General features: G+C 62.7%; 16 protein-coding genes and 1 pseudogene. 7 read left to right on the forward strand and 10 right to left on the reverse strand.

Annotated elements, in window-relative coordinates:
• Positions 1-135 precede the first annotated feature (135 nt).
• The 3 genes from sixA to CKW13_RS20575 are packed head-to-tail and all read right to left on the reverse strand — an operon-like array spanning position 136 to position 1,965.
• Positions 136-576, reverse strand: a complete 441-nt coding sequence (gene sixA / locus CKW13_RS20565; protein WP_095110610.1) for a phosphohistidine phosphatase SixA — start codon at positions 574-576, stop codon at positions 136-138.
• Positions 573-920, reverse strand: coding sequence for a DUF4389 domain-containing protein (locus CKW13_RS20570; protein ID WP_095110611.1), 348 nt, complete (start codon positions 918-920; stop codon positions 573-575). Before CKW13_RS20570 ends, sixA begins: the two co-directional genes overlap by 4 nt.
• Before the next feature lie 19 nt (positions 921-939).
• Entirely contained in the window at positions 940-1,965 is a 1,026-nt protein-coding gene (locus tag CKW13_RS20575) for an NAD(P)H-dependent glycerol-3-phosphate dehydrogenase (protein ID WP_095110612.1), read from the reverse strand.
• Positions 1,966-2,205: 240 nt separating this feature from the next.
• On the opposite strand from CKW13_RS20575, the gene CKW13_RS20580 reads away from it, so the two are divergent.
• The 5 genes from CKW13_RS20580 (at position 2,206) to fabB (ending at position 9,114) form a co-directional block, all read left to right on the forward strand.
• The gene (locus tag CKW13_RS20580) at positions 2,206-4,287 is read left to right on the forward strand and encodes a TonB-dependent siderophore receptor (protein ID WP_095110707.1); all 2,082 of its coding nucleotides are present in this window, start codon (positions 2,206-2,208) and stop codon (positions 4,285-4,287) included.
• A gap of 1 nt (position 4,288) precedes the next feature.
• Positions 4,289-5,221: an ABC transporter substrate-binding protein gene (locus CKW13_RS20585; protein WP_095110613.1), complete on the forward strand. Its 933-nt coding sequence runs from the start codon at positions 4,289-4,291 to the stop codon at positions 5,219-5,221.
• Positions 5,218-7,119 carry an ATP-binding protein gene (locus tag CKW13_RS20590; protein ID WP_095110614.1) on the forward strand — a complete coding sequence of 634 codons (1,902 nt, stop codon included), beginning with the start codon at positions 5,218-5,220 and terminating at the stop codon, positions 7,117-7,119. Before CKW13_RS20585 ends, CKW13_RS20590 begins: the two co-directional genes overlap by 4 nt.
• Before the next feature lie 247 nt (positions 7,120-7,366).
• A complete protein-coding gene (gene fabA, locus CKW13_RS20595; RefSeq protein ID WP_095110615.1) occupies positions 7,367-7,882 on the forward strand; it encodes a 3-hydroxyacyl-[acyl-carrier-protein] dehydratase FabA in 516 nt (171 codons plus the stop codon).
• Between the two features lie 11 nt (positions 7,883-7,893).
• A complete protein-coding gene (fabB, locus tag CKW13_RS20600) occupies positions 7,894-9,114 on the forward strand; it encodes a beta-ketoacyl-ACP synthase I (RefSeq protein ID WP_095110616.1) in 1,221 nt (406 codons plus the stop codon).
• Positions 9,115-9,251: 137 nt separating this feature from the next.
• Here fabB and CKW13_RS25045 read toward each other — a convergent pair whose 3' ends face one another.
• From CKW13_RS25045 to CKW13_RS20615, 4 genes and pseudogenes are all read right to left on the reverse strand, one after another.
• Positions 9,252-10,115 (reverse strand): methyl-accepting chemotaxis protein, encoded by an 864-nt coding sequence (locus tag CKW13_RS25045; RefSeq protein WP_371856249.1) that lies wholly within the window; start codon positions 10,113-10,115, stop codon positions 9,252-9,254.
• A pseudogene (locus CKW13_RS25050) lies at positions 10,107-10,877 on the reverse strand (MCP four helix bundle domain-containing protein); the annotation flags it as partial. The pseudogene CKW13_RS25050 and the gene CKW13_RS25045, both read right to left, overlap by 9 nt.
• A gap of 137 nt (positions 10,878-11,014) precedes the next feature.
• Positions 11,015-11,479, reverse strand: coding sequence for a DUF3859 domain-containing protein (locus CKW13_RS20610; protein WP_095110618.1), 465 nt, complete (start codon positions 11,477-11,479; stop codon positions 11,015-11,017).
• Between the two features lie 70 nt (positions 11,480-11,549).
• The gene (locus CKW13_RS20615; RefSeq protein WP_095110619.1) at positions 11,550-12,554 is read right to left on the reverse strand and encodes an amidohydrolase family protein; all 1,005 of its coding nucleotides are present in this window, start codon (positions 12,552-12,554) and stop codon (positions 11,550-11,552) included.
• A 168-nt stretch (positions 12,555-12,722) separates the two neighbouring features.
• Here CKW13_RS20615 and CKW13_RS20620 point away from each other — a divergent pair, with 168 nt between their 5' ends.
• Entirely contained in the window at positions 12,723-13,139 is a 417-nt protein-coding gene (locus CKW13_RS20620) for an OsmC family protein (protein ID WP_095110620.1), read from the forward strand.
• Between the two features lie 116 nt (positions 13,140-13,255).
• On the opposite strand, the gene htpG is transcribed toward CKW13_RS20620, so the two are convergent.
• The 3 genes from htpG to CKW13_RS20635 all read right to left on the reverse strand — a co-directional run bounded on the left by htpG (position 13,256) and on the right by CKW13_RS20635 (position 16,185).
• Positions 13,256-15,160, reverse strand: a complete 1,905-nt coding sequence (gene htpG, locus CKW13_RS20625) for a molecular chaperone HtpG (RefSeq protein ID WP_095110621.1) — start codon at positions 15,158-15,160, stop codon at positions 13,256-13,258.
• A gap of 108 nt (positions 15,161-15,268) precedes the next feature.
• Entirely contained in the window at positions 15,269-15,712 is a 444-nt protein-coding gene (locus tag CKW13_RS20630) for a PaaI family thioesterase (protein ID WP_095110622.1), read from the reverse strand.
• Complete coding sequence (locus tag CKW13_RS20635; RefSeq protein WP_095110623.1) at positions 15,709-16,185, reverse strand: PaaI family thioesterase; 477 nt, start codon at positions 16,183-16,185, stop codon at positions 15,709-15,711. Before CKW13_RS20635 ends, CKW13_RS20630 begins: the two co-directional genes overlap by 4 nt.
• A 158-nt stretch (positions 16,186-16,343) precedes the next feature.
• On the opposite strand from CKW13_RS20635, the gene CKW13_RS20640 reads away from it, so the two are divergent.
• A complete protein-coding gene (locus CKW13_RS20640) occupies positions 16,344-16,604 on the forward strand; it encodes a hypothetical protein (protein ID WP_095110624.1) in 261 nt (86 codons plus the stop codon).
• The last annotated feature ends 46 nt before the right edge of the window (positions 16,605-16,650 follow it).

Raw genomic sequence — 16,650 nt, forward strand, 5'->3', positions numbered from 1 at the left:
TCGCGGGCAGGCCCGCTCCCACAGTTGAACTGTGCGGGTGGGGGGTTCATCTCCCCTCTGTGGGGAGCCTGGAGTGGCGATGACGACGGGTAGGCGCCCTCTTCGACAGAGGTTTGCTGCTACCTAAGCATCCGCTCAGGGGTGTTTGACGCTGTTGAGGGCCATCGCCGCCGCCAGCGGCCAGTCGCCTTCGAGTTCAGCGAGGCTGGCGGTGCTCATGGGTTGCGGGGGGCCGCCGTGCAGCAGGCCGATCAAGTTGCCCACCAGGGGTTGGTGGCTGACCAGCAGCAGGTTGTCGGCCGAGTCCAGTTGCGCCAGGGCCGTCAACGGGTCGGTGTCGGGCGTGAGCCAAGGCACGGTGCGGATCTCGGGTTCGAAACCCAGGGCCTCGCGCACCAGTTGCGCCGTTTGCTGCGCCCGCACGTAAGGGCTGGCGAGGATGGCCTGGATCGGCTGGCCGACCAGGTGGGCGGCGCTGCGCAACACCTCCCGCTGGCCCTGCGCGGTGAGGTTGCGTTGCGCGTCACTGGGGGCATGGGGCTGGGCCTCGCCGTGGCGCAACAGCCACAGCTTCACAGCTTGGGTTCCTCGTCACGCACTGGGTGCGGTGCCGGGGGCACGGTGTGGGGCGCTTCGCCTTCGGGGCTGCGCGGGGTCGGCCAGTCGGCGAACGGCCAGGGTTTCTGGTCGCTGTGGAAACTGCCGAAGCGGCCGATCTGCGCCAGAAACTGGCTCAGGCTATCGCCAAAATTCATCAGGCTGGCGCTGGGTGCGCCGTAGATCAGGCGATAGACCAGTTGCACCAGCACCACCGCGCCGAGGATCAACTGCGCCACCTGCCACACCAGCAGGTACACCAACATCCACACCACGCGCAGCAGGATGGATTCGTACTTGGCCGCCGTTTTTGCATCGTTCATGGCTTGCTCCCGTTGTCGTTCAGTTGAAACCGCTGGTGGAAATAAAGTCGACGTCGGTCTTGGGTTCGCCGCGCATCAGCAACTCGATCACTTGGCTGAGGGTACGCCCTTCGAACAGGATCGCGTGCAACCCGGCCACCAGCGGCATGTACACGCCCACTTCCTGAGCCTTGGCCTTGAGCACCTTGAGGGTATTGACCCCTTCGGCCACCTCGCCCAGGCGTGTAACCGCCTCCTCCAGGCTCAGGCCCTGGCCCAGGGCGAAACCAACCTGGTAGTTGCGGCTCTTGGCCGAGGAGCAGGTGACGATCAGGTCGCCCACCCCGGCCAGGCCAAGGAAGGTCATGGGGTTGGCGCCCTGGTTTACCGCAAAACGGGTCATTTCCGCCAGCGCCCGGGTAATGAGCATGCTCTTGGTGTTTTCCCCCATGCCCAGGGCCACCGCCATGCCGGCGATGATCGCGTAGACGTTCTTCAGCGCCCCGCCCAGCTCCACGCCAAAGCGATCGGCGCTGGCATACACGCGAAAGGTGCGGCCATGAAGCGCAGCCTGGACCTGCTGGCACAAGGCTTCGTCTTCACTGGCCACCACTGTGGCGGTCAAGGCATGCTCGGCCACTTCGCGGGCCAGGTTGGGCCCCGACAACACACCAATGCGCGCCTGGGGGGCGATTTCTTCGAGGATCTGGCTCATCAGCTTGAAGCTCTGGGCCTCGATGCCCTTGGTCAGGCTGACCAGAAGCTTGCCGCTCAGGCGTTCGGCGTGGGGCGCCAGCACCGAGCGCAGGGCGCTGGAGGGCAGCGCGACGAAGCACAGGTCGCAATCATTGAGTGTGGCGGTGAGGTCGGTGACCGGCGCTACGCCCGGGTGAATCTTGATGCCCTTGAGGTAGCGCGGGTTCTCGCGGTTGACCCGAATGGCCTCGGCCTGCTCCGGGTCACGCATCCACTGGCGTACCTGATGGCCGTTTTCGGCCAGCAGATTGGCCACGGCGGTGCCGAAGCTGCCGCCTCCCAGGACCGCAATGGGCTGCTGTTGAGTCATAGGTGATCCGTTAATCCATACCGAGGGCGATGGCGCATTATACGGAGCCGCCGACCTGCGGCCAGCCCCGTGGCCATTTACCTGAACATGCGGCAATCGCCGGGGTTAATCGGGGGAAAATGCAAGTAACTGGACTGGAAAACTCCAGCGCCTCGGTTAACATGCGCGCCCATTACCGGTTTTCAAGGCTGTACCGTGTCTTTTGGCCCCCGCCCCTCGTGTTCGCCCCTGTTGCTGCTGATGCTACTGCTCAGCGACAGCTTGCTGGCCGAGGACCTGTTCCTGGACAACCCGCCCCTGCCCCACGTGCTCACCGCCACGCGCCTCAAGCAGGCCCCGGCGGCGGTGCCGGGCAGCATGACGGTGCTCGACCGGGCGCTTATCAACGCCAGCGGCGCGCGGGACATCAGCGAACTGCTGCGCCTGGTGCCGGGGATGATGGTCGGGCACATCAGCGGCAACCAGGCCCTGGTCAACTACCACGGCACCAACGCCAACGAAGCGCGGCGCATGCAGGTGCTGATCGACGGGCGCTCGGTGTACCGCGCCGGGTTGGCCACCGTGGACTGGAGCGATATCCCGGTGGCCCTGGAAGATATCGAGCGCATCGAAGTGTTCCGCGGCCCCAACACCGTCAGCTACGGCGCCAACGCACTGATGGCGGTGGTCAACATCCTCACCCGCGCCCCGGCCGACAGCCATGGCACGCGGCTCAAGGCCACGGCCGGCCAGCGCGGCATCGGCGACTGGTACGCCAGCCAGGGCCAGGGCTGGGACGGCGGCGACCTGCGCCTGTCCCTCTCCGGCCAGCAGGACGATGGCTTCGACAACGACCGCCGCGGCGCCGACTACCGCGACAGCCGTCGCCTGAACCGCGTCAACCTGGCCTTGAGCCAGGCTCTGGACGAGCGGCAAAGCCTGGACTGGCAATTCAACGCCAAGGAAGGCAGCAACCAGCGGCCTTATACCTACCGCCCCGTGTTCCATGGGGTGACACGCGGCGGCGATAATTCTGACGTGAGCGCCAAAGACTACGCCGGCTCGCTGCGCTGGAACCTGGAGCTGGACCCACGCCACAGCCTGTATATCCAGGGCTCGGCGCAGCAGTGGGACCGCCAGCAGACCTGGCGCGCCTGCGACGCCGCCATCTCCTTCAGCCCCGAGCTGAGTCGCCTCTGGCAGCTCAACCCGCACTACACCGAACGCCTGGCGCGCAACATGGACAAGCACGCCGGCGGCCCGGCCCCCGCTGGCACCGCCGAGGAGCGGGCCCTGGCCGAGCAGGTGCTCGCGCAATGGAAGCAAGGGGGCAACCAGACCCTGTGCGGCGACATCGACCAGAGCATCCGCGAATCGCGCTACGACCTGGAAATCCAGGACACCCTGAGCCTGTCCGATAGCCTGCGCCTGGTCAGCGGCATGAACTATCGTTACGACCGGGCAGATTCCGAGACTTACTTCAATGGCACCCTCGACGACACCACATGGCGCCTGTTCGGCCAGTTGGAGTGGCGGGCTAGCGAACACTGGCTGCTGCAAGGCGGCGCGATGTTCGAGGACACCCGTTTGAGTGGTCATTCGCTGACCCCGCGGGTGGCCCTCAACTACCTGATAACCCCGCGCCACGGCCTGCGGGCGGTGTATGCCGAAGCAGTACGCTCGCCGGACATGTTCGAGAACAACATCGACTGGAGCTACCGGGTCACCGGCCTGTCGCCGCGCCCCAACGGCCAGGACAGCGGCCGCTACTTCGTGCGCACCCGGGGCCCGGGCAACCTCGACAAGGAGCACATGCGCTCGCGGGAGCTGGGCTACAACGGCCACTTCGCCGACCTGGGCCTGGCGCTGGACGTCAAGCTGTTCCACGACGACATCAGCGACATGATTAGCGAGCCCCTGCGCAACAATCAGTACATCGCCACTAACGCCAGCAGCGCCCGCTTCAGCGGCGCTGAAACCCAGCTCGACTGGCAACTGGGCAGCGCCGACCGCGTGCGCCTGACCTACGCCTATGTCGACGCCCACGCCAGCAATGCCCTGGACCGCAAACTCTCGGCGCGCAACAGCGGCTCGGCGGGCTGGATGCGCGATTGGGGGCGGGGCTGGTCCAGCGCCCTCTTCTACTATGGCGACAGCGCCCTCAACGGCTACCGCTTCGAGCGCCTCGACACGCGCATCGCCAAGCGCCTGAGCCTGGGCAAAGCCCAACTGGAACTGGCCGGCGTGCTGCAACAGCGCCTCGACCAGCAACCCAGCACCTTCGCCGACAACGCCTATGACTCGCGCCACCAGGCGTACTTCAGCGCGCAGTTGGAGTTCTGACATGGGCGCCCAGCGGTCACGAGTGGCATCTATTGTGCGACGCAGGCTCGGCACCCTCGGCCTGGCGCTAGCCTGCGTGATCGCCAGCCTCGGCGCGCGCGGTGCCGACATCCTGCTGGTGGGCGCACAACACAACGACGGCATCGCCGCGTTCACCCAGGCCCTGCGGGACCTGCGCCCCGCCGACAGCGTGCGCTTCCAGCCCCTGGCCGACGCCCCCGCGCCTGGCAGGCTGGCCGCCGACACGCGGCTGATCCTGCTCGACCCGCCGAGCCTGGACTGGCGCCTACAAGAGCACCGCGGCCCGGCGACCCTGGTGCTGCGCATCAGCCGCCTGCAAGCGCGCCAACGCCTGGGCGAGCAGGTGCCGCCCAGGCTCAGCCTGCTGTGGAGCGACCCGCCCCTGGCGCGGCAACTGCGCCTGACCCGCCAACTCCTGCCACAGGCCAAGCGGGTGGGCGTGCTGTACAGCGACGGCAGCGAATTCCTGCTGCGCGAACTGCATCACCTGGCCGGCCCCATGGGCCTGGAACTGGTGGCCCAGCGCTGGGACAACATCGCCGACAGCCGCCCCTTGCAACATGTGCTGGGCAGCAGCGATGTGCTGCTGGGCCTGGACGATCCGCAGTTGTACAACTCCAAAACCGCGAAAAACCTGCTGCTCAGCACCTACGCCCGCCAGCAGGCGCTGATCGGACCCAACGCCGGTTTCGTCAAGGCCGGCGCCCTGGCCAGCACCTACAGCGACCAGGACGATTGGCTCGCTGTGCTCGACACCCTGCTCGACCGCCCTCCCAGCCAATGGCCGCGCAGCCTCTACCCGACGCAATTCAAAGTGCAGAGCAACCCTCAGGTGGCACGCTCCCTGGGGCTGGAACCGATCGATGAGCCCGCCATGGCCACCCGGCTGGCCGAAGGAGAGCAGCGCCCATGACCTTGCGTCGCCGTTGGGACATCCATACCCGCACCCAGGTCATCAGCGTCGGCCCGGCGCTGTTGCTGACCCTGTTGCTGGTCAGCTTCTTCACCTTCGTGCGCATCCAGGATTTGCGCCAAGAGCTCAACCACACCGGCCAATTGATCGCCAACCAGTTGGCCCCGGCCACCGAGTACGGGGTGATTTCCGGCAACAACGAAGTGCTGGAGAGCTTGCTGCAAGCGACCCTGTCGATCCCCCACGTGCGCTTTCTAGAGGTGCAGGACCGGGCCAACAATATTCTGGTGTACGTCGAGCGCCCTTCCGACACCCACAACCTGTCCCAGCAAGTCGAGGTTTTCCAGGCGCCGGTACGCTTGCAGCGCATCGCCTTGAACAATGACTTTTTCCAGAACCGTGGCGCCGCTCCCGGCGCACCCGCCGAGGATTACCTGGGGCGGGTGATTGTCGGCATGTCCAATGACGCCTTTAGCCAGCGCCAACAGGAAATCCTCTTGAAAGCGGCGGTGCTGGCATTGTTCGCCCTGCTGTTCACCTTCCTCCTGGCCCGACGCCTGGCGGCGAGCCTGGCGCAGCCGATCAGCGCCATGGGCACGGCGGTCAAGGCCATCCAACAGGGCGACTACAGCAAACCGCTGCCGGTGGTGGACGATGCCGAACTGGGTAGCCTGGCCAAACACATCAACAACCTCGCCCGAGGCCTGGACCAGGCCAGCCGCGAGCAGCAGCAGGCCATGGCGCAACTGATCCAGACCCGCGAAGAAGCCGAACGGGCCAACAATGCCAAGTCCGATTTCCTGGCCATGATGAGCCACGAACTGCGCACGCCGATGAATGGCGTGCTGGGCATGCTGCAACTGCTCGAAACCACCGAGTTGACCGAGGAGCAGATCGAGTACGCGGCCCTGGCCTGCGAATCCACCGAGCACTTGCTCAAGGTCATCAACGACATCCTCGACTTCTCACGCATTGAACGCACGACCCTGGAACTGGAGCACATCCCGTTCAACCTTGCCGAGCTGATTAACAGCTGCGCCCAGGCCTTCGCCCACGACGCCACGCAGCGTGGCCTGAGCCTGGAGGTAGACATTCCCGCCGGCATGCAGGCACTGGAGGTATGCGGCGATCCGACGCGCATCCGGCAAATATTGGTCAACCTGGTGGGTAACGCGCTGAAGTTCACCGAGCAGGGCCGCGTCACCATTGCCCCGCAATGGCAAATCCTGGACCACGACCTGCTGTGGTTCACCTGCAGCGTCAGCGACAGCGGCATTGGCATTTCCAAGCAGAGCCTGGAACTGATGTTCAACGCCTTCCAGCAGGCCGACAGCTCAATCTCCCGGCGCTACGGCGGCACCGGCCTGGGCCTGCCCATCGCCCGCACACTGGCTGAACGCATGGGTGGCACCCTGCGCGCCCAGAGCGAGGAGGGCCGGGGTTCGGTGTTTACCCTGCAAATCCCCCTGGAACTGTGCCGCCGGCCCCTGCCGTCGCTCGTTCCACGCACCCTCAGCGCCAAGGCGCACGGCGAAGGGCGCAATGTGCTGCTGGTGGAAGACAACCCGGTCAACCAAACCGTAATAGAAGCCATGTTGCGCAGCCTGGGCTTTACCGTCAGCGTCGCCACCGATGGCGAGCAAGCGGTGCGCAGCGCCGAGAGTCTGATCTTCGAGGCGATCCTGATGGACTGTCGCTTGCCGCTGATCGACGGCTACGAGGCCACCCGGCAAATCCGCCAACTGCCCGGTTGCGCCGAACTGCCAATCATCGCCCTGACCGCCAATGCCCTGCAGGGCGACCGCGAAGCCTGCCTGCGGGCGGGAATGAACGATTACCTGGCCAAGCCGTTCAAACGCACTGACTTGCAGCAGATTTTGCAGCGCTGGGTGCGGTAGCACAGAGCTTTCATCGATCTGCGACTGGCGTGAAAGACGAAAGTGCGGCAGTCTTAGGCACCCTAACGGGCCTCTAAAAGGGCTTGAATAAAAATTTCAGTGCACAAGTGTACATTCATGTCCTTGGTGCTGTGACTTTCACTACAACGCAATAGTCTATGAGTAGGCTACCGGCTCGGGGCATCACCGCTCCGGGCGCCTGGGAAGATTCGCCCCACCTGCCGCATGGGATTATTGAGGAGCTCGCATGACCAAACAAAACGCCTTTACTCGGGAAGAACTGCTGCGCTGCAGTCGCGGTGAGCTGTTCGGCCCGGGTAACGCGCAATTGCCCGCCCCGAACATGCTGATGGTGGATCGCATCACCCATATCAGCGAAGAGGGTGGCAAGTACGGCAAAGGTGAATTGGTCGCCGAGTTGGATATCACCCCGGACCTGTGGTTCTTCGCCTGCCACTTCGAGGGCGACCCGGTCATGCCCGGCTGCCTGGGCCTGGATGCCATGTGGCAACTGGTCGGCTTCTTCCTCGGCTGGCAAGGCCTGCCGGGCCGCGGCCGCGCCCTGGGTTCTGGCGAAGTGAAGTTCTTCGGCCAGGTCCTGCCGACCGCCAAGAAAGTCACCTATAACATTCAGATCAAGCGCGTGCTCAAGGGCAAGCTGAACCTGGCCATCGCCGATGGCTCGGTCAGTGTCGACGGCCGCGAAATCTACACCGCCGAAGGCCTTCGGGTCGGCGTTTTCACCTCCACTGACAACTTCTAAGGGTTATCCGCATGCGCCGCGTCGTAATCACTGGTCTGGGCATCGTTTCCTGCCTGGGCAATGACAAAGAGACCGTCTCCGCTAACCTGCGTGCAAGTCGCCCTGGCATCCGTTTCAACCCGGAATATGCCGAAATGGGTCTGCGTAGCCAGGTTTCCGGCTCCATTGACCTGCCCCTCGAAGAACTGATCGATCGCAAGATCTACCGCTTCGTCGGTCACGCCGCCGCCTACGCCTACCTGGCCATGAAAGACGCCATCAGCGACGCTGGCCTGACCGACGAGCAGGTGTCCAACCCGCGTACCGGCCTGATCGCCGGCTCCGGCGGTGCGTCGACCCTCAACCAGATGGAAGCGCTGGACATCCTGCGCGAAAAAGGCGTCAAGCGCGTCGGCCCGTACCGCGTCACCCGGACCATGGGCAGCACGGTGTCCGCCTGCCTGGCCACGCCGTTCAAGATCAAAGGCCTGAACTACTCGATCTCCTCCGCCTGCGCCACCAGTGCTCACTGCATCGGTACCGCGGTCGAGCAGATCCAGATGGGCAAGCAGGACATCGTCTTTGCCGGTGGCGGTGAAGAAGAACACTGGAGCCAATCGTTCCTGTTCGACGCCATGGGCGCCCTGTCCAGCCAGTACAACGAAACCCCGGAAAAAGCCTCCCGCGCCTACGACAAGAACCGCGATGGCTTCGTCATCGCTGGCGGCGGCGGCATGGTAGTGGTCGAGGAACTGGAACACGCCCTGGCCCGTGGCGCGAAGATCTACGCCGAAATCGTCGGCTATGGCGCCACTTCCGACGGCTACGACATGGTCGCGCCAAGCGGCGAAGGCGCCATCCGCTGCATGCAGATGGCAATGTCCACCGTTGACGGCCCGATCGACTACCTCAACACCCACGGCACCTCCACGCCAGTGGGCGACGCCAAGGAAATGGAAGGCGTGCGCGAAGTGTTCGGCGCCAACGCCCCGGCCATCAGCTCCACCAAGAGCCTGTCGGGTCACTCCCTGGGCGCCGCTGGCGTTCACGAAGCGATCTACTGCCTACTGATGATGGAAGGCAACTTCATTGCCGGCTCCGCCAACATCGAGGAACTGGACCCGGCTGTCGCGGACATGCCGATCCTGACCAAGACCCGCGAAAACGTCACGCTCAACAACGTGATGAGCAACAGCTTCGGCTTCGGCGGCACCAACGCCACGCTGGTGCTGCAACGCTGGCAGGGCAAGTAAGCCAAGCCCCGCGATTGAAAACGCCCCGACTGGTTCGGGGCGTTTTTTTTTGGGGGGAGCCATATCCGGCACCTGAATCGCGCTCCCACAAAACAGCACCAGTGCCCGCGATAACGGCGCGAGCCCACAGGCACCGACTACACCGAAAACCGCGCCACCATCGTGTTCAAGTCCACCGCCAGGCGTGACAACTCCTGGCTGGCGGCGCTGGTCTGGTTGGCGCCCGCCGAGCTCTGCATCGCCAGGTCGCGGATATTCATCAGGTTGCGGTCCACCTCCCGGGCCACCGCAGCCTGTTGCTCCGAGGCGCTGGCGATCACCAGGTTACGTTCGTTGATCTGGGTGAAGGCCGTGGCGATATCCTCCAGCGCCACGCCTGCTGCCTTCGCCACTTCCAGGGTGGTATGGGCGCGGGAGTTGCTCTGCTGCATGGAACTGACCGCCTCCTCCGTACCCTGCTGGATACCACCGATCATCAGTTCGATTTCCCGGGTCGACTGCTGGGTGCGGTGGGCCAGCGCCCGCACCTCATCGGCCACCACCGCAAAACCGCGCCCGGCGTCCCCCGCCCGCGCAGCCTCGATGGCGGCGTTCAGGGCCAGCAGGTTGGTCTGCTCGGCAATGGCGCGGATCACATCCAGTACCTTGCTGATGCCATAGACCTTCTGCGCCAGGTCACCAACCCGCTCTACGTTGGTATTGACGTCATCGGCCAGGGACTCGATGGACAGCACGGTCTGGTGCACCTGCTCGCGGCCATGGCGGGCGATGCGGTCGGATTCGCGTGACGCCTCGCTGGTGGCCACCGCGTTGCTCGCCACCTCCTCCACCGCCGCCGTCATCTGGTTGACCGCCGTCGCTGCTTGCTCGATTTCCTGGCTCTGCTGATGCAAGCCACGGGTGGCGTCCTCGGTCACGCAACTGAGCTCCTCGGAGGCCGAGGCCAATTGGCTGGAAGATTCGGAGATACGCCGGATGGTGTCACGCAGGCTCTGCTGCATGGTCTTGAGGGCCTGCAACAGACGGGCCGGCTCGTCCTTGCCGCTGATGGCAATGTCGCCGGTCAGGTCGCCCTCGGCCACCCCCTCAGCCAATTTCAGTGACTGGGACAGCGGCACCACGATGCTACGGGTCAGCAACAAGGCCAGGGCAATGGTCATCACCCCCGTCACCAGCACCATGCCAATCACCCATCTGCGCGATTCGCTGAATACATCGCGGGCCAGCACCGTGGCCTGGTTGGCATTGCTGCGGTTCAAGTCGAGCAGTTCATTGAGGGTTACGGCCAACTCATCGGCCATTTGGCTCATTTCACCGTTGAGTTCAGTCACCGCCTCGGGCACCTGGTTGCGGGCGGACAGGGCCATCACTTCGCCTTGGTGCTGGAGATAGGTTTTTTCCTTGGCCTGAAAGCGATCAAATAGCTCCCGCTCGCGGGGCAGCACAATCAGGGCTTCATAGCGCTTCTGGGCGGCACCCAAGTTGCGCTTGACGTCATTGAGTTTGCTTTCGTTGCTGGCCAGCGCCTGGGGGTCGCGGTTAATCAGCAACCTCATGGTCAGGGCCCGCACCCGCAGCAGGTCTTGGTTGATCTCGCCGACCGCCATCACGCTGGGCAACCAGTTGTTGTCCACCTCGTCCGACTGCTCGCGCATGTTGGACATCTGCATCAGGGCAAACGCCCCCAAGCCAAACACCATCAACGCCAACAACCCGAACCCCAGGCCTGCCCGGGGTGCGATATTGAGATTCCTGATACTCATCCTCTGGTTCCTTCCAAAAGCGCTGCATCATCCATGCAGTTGGCTGCTCTTGAAGGTATCGGCCCAAAGGAGATTTGCGTAAGACGAAAACGTGATATCAAAGTGCCCAAGCACTCCGAATCGGGCGGCGCCTGGCCTCAGCGCACCGTGAAGCGCTGCTGCGCCAGCAAGCGGTCGCCCTGGAACACCATAAACCGCCACTCACCACGCACCACTTCGTGGTTTTCGGTGAACTCGAAGGCCATCACATCCTGGGGCGCACCCGGCACCAGTTTCTGCACCACTTCGAGTTTGTCGTGGCGCTGGCCGTCGGGGGTCTGGATGCCTGGGGTGAAATACAACAGGGTCAACGGCTGCTCCGACTCGACCTTGCCCAGCAACTGATACCGCAGGCCAAACTTGGTACCCAATTTGGCCGGGACTATGTCAGTGCGCTCGATGGTCTCGTTACTGCGCCGCAGCACGCGCTCCCCGGCTTGCAGGTCGGCCTTGGCACCGGCAAACACGCCATACTCCACCGGCCCTTCGACGCGCACCTGGGCGCTGGCCAAGCCACTGGCCAGCAACAGCGCCGCCAGACTGGTTAAACGAAAAAAAGACATAGCGCGCTCCTTGATTGAAATTGAGCGCGAGCTTATGACGTAGGCATGACGAACTGATGACAAAGCGACATCAACGTTTGCGCGGCAAAATCGCCAAGAAGTTATCCCGCGCCACCTTACGCGCCACCGCTTCTGGCAGGGCATCGAGGAACGGGTCGAAGCTGTGCATTTCCTCACCCAATTTGTTGAAGCGCCCTACCACATCCGACCCCAGCATGAAGCGCTCCGGGAAGCGCTCTACCAGCGCCAGCCACTGCGGCCGTGGCTTACCCGCCTTATCCAGCAAGTAAGGCCTGAGCACGCTCCAAGACAGGTCCACATACAAATTGGGATAGCTCTCCAGCAACCGTGTCAGGGTGGGCAGCAAAAAGTCCATCTGCACTTGGTGCCGGTGGATTTCCAGGCTGGTGCCGGCGTGGGCCCAAATGAAGCGCGTGTGAGGGTGGTTGCGCAGAGGCTGTTCGATTTCAGCCAGGTAAAGCGGGTTTTTCTCACGCTTGGAGGTGATGTTGGAATGCAGCAACACCGGCAAATCGTTTTCCGCCGCCAAATGATAGATCCGCGTCATCGCCTCATTGTTGGCCCGGGGCGTATCGCCGGAGGTCAGGGCGGTGAGGTCGTCGTGGCGGGTGAACACTTCGCCGATGCCCTGCCACAGCCCGGGGTTGAGGTCGAGCATGCGCTGGATATGGGCGTCACTGTTTTTGTCGTTGGGGTTGAAACCGGACAGGAACGGATGGAAGTACGGGCGCTTGTCCGCCGGCAACTTGCTCACCGCCGCCGCGACTATCACGTCAGTGGCGCTGTACCAGTACGCATCGGCGTCGTCACCGGCGTAGTAGCGCGGGCGCTTGGGTTCGTCTTCGTGCCATTTCTTGGCCACAGGCACGCCGGAAATCATCACGTGCTCGATGCGATTTTTCGCCATGGCCTCAAGCAACGCGTTCATGCCCGCCGATTCCTGGAAGAAATCCACGTAATGCAGATGGGCGTCGCTGTAGCGGTATTCGCGGGCGCTGGCGAACACGGAACAAAGGGCCAACACACAGGCCAGGCTCAACCGGGTCGCGACCACGGGCAATCTCCACAAAGACAGGAGCAAGGTAGACCGCCGCCCGCGCCCCAGGGTTCAGCAGAAAAAAGAGGAACGCTCGGGCACAGGGATGCTCTATAACAACAGCTGCTTAATACCGCGACAGGCTACAACGCTGCGCGACCTTTCCTACTGCCAATGAGGTGCCCCATGACCATTACCGTCAATACCGAGTCCAGCGAAGGTTTTCGCCACAGCATCCAGATCGATGACCATGAAGTCTTCACTGACCTGCCCAAGACCGCCGGCGGCGAAGGCACCGCCCCCGATCCCCACGATTATTTCGACGCCGCGCTAGGCGCCTGCAAGGCCCTGACCCTCAAGCTCTACGCGCAGAAAAAAGACATCCCGCTGACCGGGGTCACGGTGGAGCTCAAGCACGACAATAGCCAGGAGCAGCAAGGCAAGTACGCCCTGCACGTCAAGCTGACCCTCAAGGGCGTACTCACCGATGCGCAGCGCGAAGAACTGCACCGCGTCGCCGACCGCTGCCCGATCCACAAGTTGATGACCACCGCGCAAGTGACCGTGGAAACCCACTTGTCCGAAGGCGCGTTTAGTCAGTAAGGGAACGTTTTGCTGCTGGCGCCGCGGCGGGCCAGCACAGAACCGGGTGGTTGGGCCATCGAACCAGCCCCCATGAAAAAACCCGCCGAAGCGGGTTTTTTCTACTACCTACCGGGTCAAACCGAGAGTTCGACCAACAGCTTGTTCAGTCGGCGCACATAGGCCGCCGGGTCTTTCAGGCTGTCGCCGGCCGCAAGGGCCGCCTGGTCGAAGAGGATGTGCGACAGGTCGCCAAAACGCTCTTCGCTCTGCTCGCTGTCGAGTTTCTCGATCAGCGGATGAGTCGGGTTGAACTCGAAGATGGGCTTGGAATCCGGCACTTTCTGCCCACTGGCTTCGAGGATCTGGCGCATTTGCAGGCCCAGGTCCTGCTCGCCAATGGCCAGGATCGCCGGCGAATCGGTCAGGCGATGGGACACCCGCACTTCGCTGACGGCATCGCCCAGGGCGGTCTTGATCCGCTCCACCAGGCCTTCCTTGGTCTTGGCCACTTCCTCGGCGGCTTTCTTGTCTTCCTCGGAGTCCAGGTTGCCCAGGTCCAGGTCGCCGCGCGCCACGTCGACAAAACTCTTGCCGTCGAACTCGTTGAGGTAGCTCATCAGCCACTCGTCGATGCGGTCGGTGAGCAGCAGCACTTCGATGCCTTTCTTGCGGAAGACCTCCAGGTGCGGGCTGTCCTTGACCGCTTCGTACTTCTCGCCGGTGAGGAAGTAGATCTTGTCCTGGCCTTCCTTGGCGCGAGCCAGGTATTCACCCAGGGAAACCACTTGCTCGCCGTCGTTGCCGTGGGTGGAAGCGAAGCGCAGCAGGCCGGCGATTTTTTCCTTGTTGGCGAAATCTTCGGCCGGGCCTTCTTTCATCACCTGGCCGAAGTTCTTCCAGAAGCCCTTGTATTGCTCAGGCTCGTTCTTCGCCAGTTTTTCCAGCATGTCGAGGACGCGTTTGGTCAGCGCCGACTTCATGGAGTCGATGATCGGGTCTTTCTGCAGGATTTCCCGCGAGACGTTCAGCGACAGGTCGTTGGAGTCGACCACACCTTTGATGAAGCGCAGGTACAGCGGCAGGAACGACTCAGCCTGGTCCATCACGAACACGCGCTGCACGTACAGCTTCAGGCCTTTAGGCGCTTCACGCTGGTACAGGTCAAACGGCGCGCGGGCCGGCACGTAGAGCAGCGAGCTGTATTCGAGCTTGCCTTCGACCTTGTTGTGGCTCCAGCTCAGCGGGTTCTCGAAGTCGTGGGCGATGTGCTTGTAGAACTCCTGGTATTCCTCGTCTTTGACCTCGGTGCGCGGACGGGTCCACAGGGCGCTGGCGCGGTTGACGGTTTCCCATTCCAGGGCCGGCGCCTCTTCGCCTTCGGCGGGGGTGGCTTCCTTGGGCAACTCGATCGGCAGGGCGATGTGGTCGGAATACTTCTTGATGATGTTGCGCAGGCGCCAGCCATCGGCGAATTCGTCTTCGCCGGACTTGAGGTGCAGGACGATACGCGTACCGCGATCAGCCTTTTCGACGGTGGCGACTTCAAATTCGCCCTCGCCCTTGGACGACCAATGCACGCCTTCGCTGGCAGGCAGGCCGGCGCGGCGGCTGAACACTTCAACCTGGTCGGCCACGATGAACGCAGAATAGAAGCCCACGCCGAATTGGCCGATGAGGTGGGAGTCTTTCTTTTGATCGCCGGAAAGGTTCTTCATGAAGTCGGCCGTGCCGGATTTGGCGATGGTACCCAGGTGGGTAATCACATCGTCGCGGCTCATGCCGATACCGTTGTCTTCGAGGGTGACGGTCTTGGCGTCCTTGTCGAAGCTCACACGGATTTTCAGTTCGGCGCCACCTTCCAGCAACTCAGGCTGGGAGAGGGCTTCGAAGCGTAATTTGTCGACAGCGTCAGAGGCGTTCGAGATCAATTCGCGAAGGAAGATTTCCTTGTTGGAATACAGCGAATGGATCATGAGGTGCAGCAGTTGCTTCACCTCGGTCTGGAAGCCCAGGGTTTCCTTTTGAGTTTCCACACTCATGGTTATCAAACTCCAATTGGATGGCAGTGGCCGCGCCCTTGCGGGTTGGCGGCGGGTTGTCATCAAAGTTGGGGGCTTGGGTAGGGATTTCAAGGGGTGAAGCGAAGATCAGCCTTCTTCGATTTTGAAATGGGCCCGAGCGGTGGCGATAGGCTCGTCGCGCGTGCTCTGCCACGCGGTAATCGCCACGTTGGCCACCCGTCGGCCCTGGCGGCATACCTGGCACGTGGCGTAGGTGTCGCGAAACTGCCCGGCGCGCAGATAATCGAGGGAGAAATCGATGATCTTCGGCACGCCCGGCGAGCCGGTGAGCACCAGCAGATGCAGGGCCGCCGCCAGTTCCATGAACCCGGCGATCACCCCGCCGTGGATGGCCGGCAGTAGCGGGTTGCCGATGTTGTCCTTGTTGGCCGGCAGGCGAAACAGCAGCTCATCCCCCACCCGTGAGCATTCGATGCCAATCAATTTGGCGTAAGGGATCTGATGCAGCAGCGAGGCATAGTCGCCCTGGGCGTGGGCCTGTTGCAGTTGTTCCTTGAAGTGATCGCTCATGCTGCACCGCCATTGATCGCGCCGCCAAAGCCGCGGGTGCCTTTGATGCCCTTGCCCATGCGCATGAACGTGCCCACCACATGGGCCACCGGGCGCTCGCGGTCGTCCTGGTAGGCAAAGCCGCGGGCGAAGATCACATCGGTGGTGACCCGGTAGCACTCGGCAAAACCGTAGACATCTTTATTGGGCTCGGCCGGGTGCATGTAGTCGATGCGCAGGTCCAGGGTCGGGCAGACCTCGAACTGCGGCAGCACGCACAACGTGGCCATGCCACATGCGGTGTCCATCAGCGAGGTAATGGCGCCGCCATGAATCACCCCACTCTGGGGGTCGCCGACAATTTGTGGGCCGTAAGGCAAAATCACCGTGATGCCGTCCGTCGAGGCATCGTGCACCTGCATCCCCAGTACCTGGCAATGCCGCAACGCCGACAAAAAGCGGGTCGCACGCTCAAAAATAGGGTTTTGCACCATGGGTTTACTCGCTGGCTGAATATCGAATGAGGGCAATCAACGCACAGGCCGTTAGTTCCATGAAATAAGAAGTTAATATATCTGCAGGTTTCTGGAACTTAACCTGCGCAGCCATGCTCGAAAGGCCAGAAGATATCTTCAATAAGGAGAAACACCCCATGCGTAAGACTTTAGCTATTGCCTTGATGTTGACCGCTTCCCTCGGTCTCGCTGCCTGCGATAAAAAATCCGAGGACAAAGCTCAAGATGCCAACCAACATGCTGAGCAAGCCCAGCAAAAAATGAACGAAGCTCAGGATAAAGTGAACGAGGCCGCGAAAGAAAACGTCGAAGCCGCCAAAGATCAGGCTGAATCGAACAAGGCCGCCGCAGAAGAAGCCGCTCCGGCCGCCCCTGCCGAAGCCCCTAAAACCAACTAATCGGGTTTTAGCACTGCAAAAAGAAACCCGCCAAGTGCGGGTTTTC

It is taken from the genome of Pseudomonas sp. Irchel 3E20 (genome assembly GCF_900187645.1).
In the GTDB taxonomy this organism is placed as follows: domain Bacteria; phylum Pseudomonadota; class Gammaproteobacteria; order Pseudomonadales; family Pseudomonadaceae; genus Aquipseudomonas.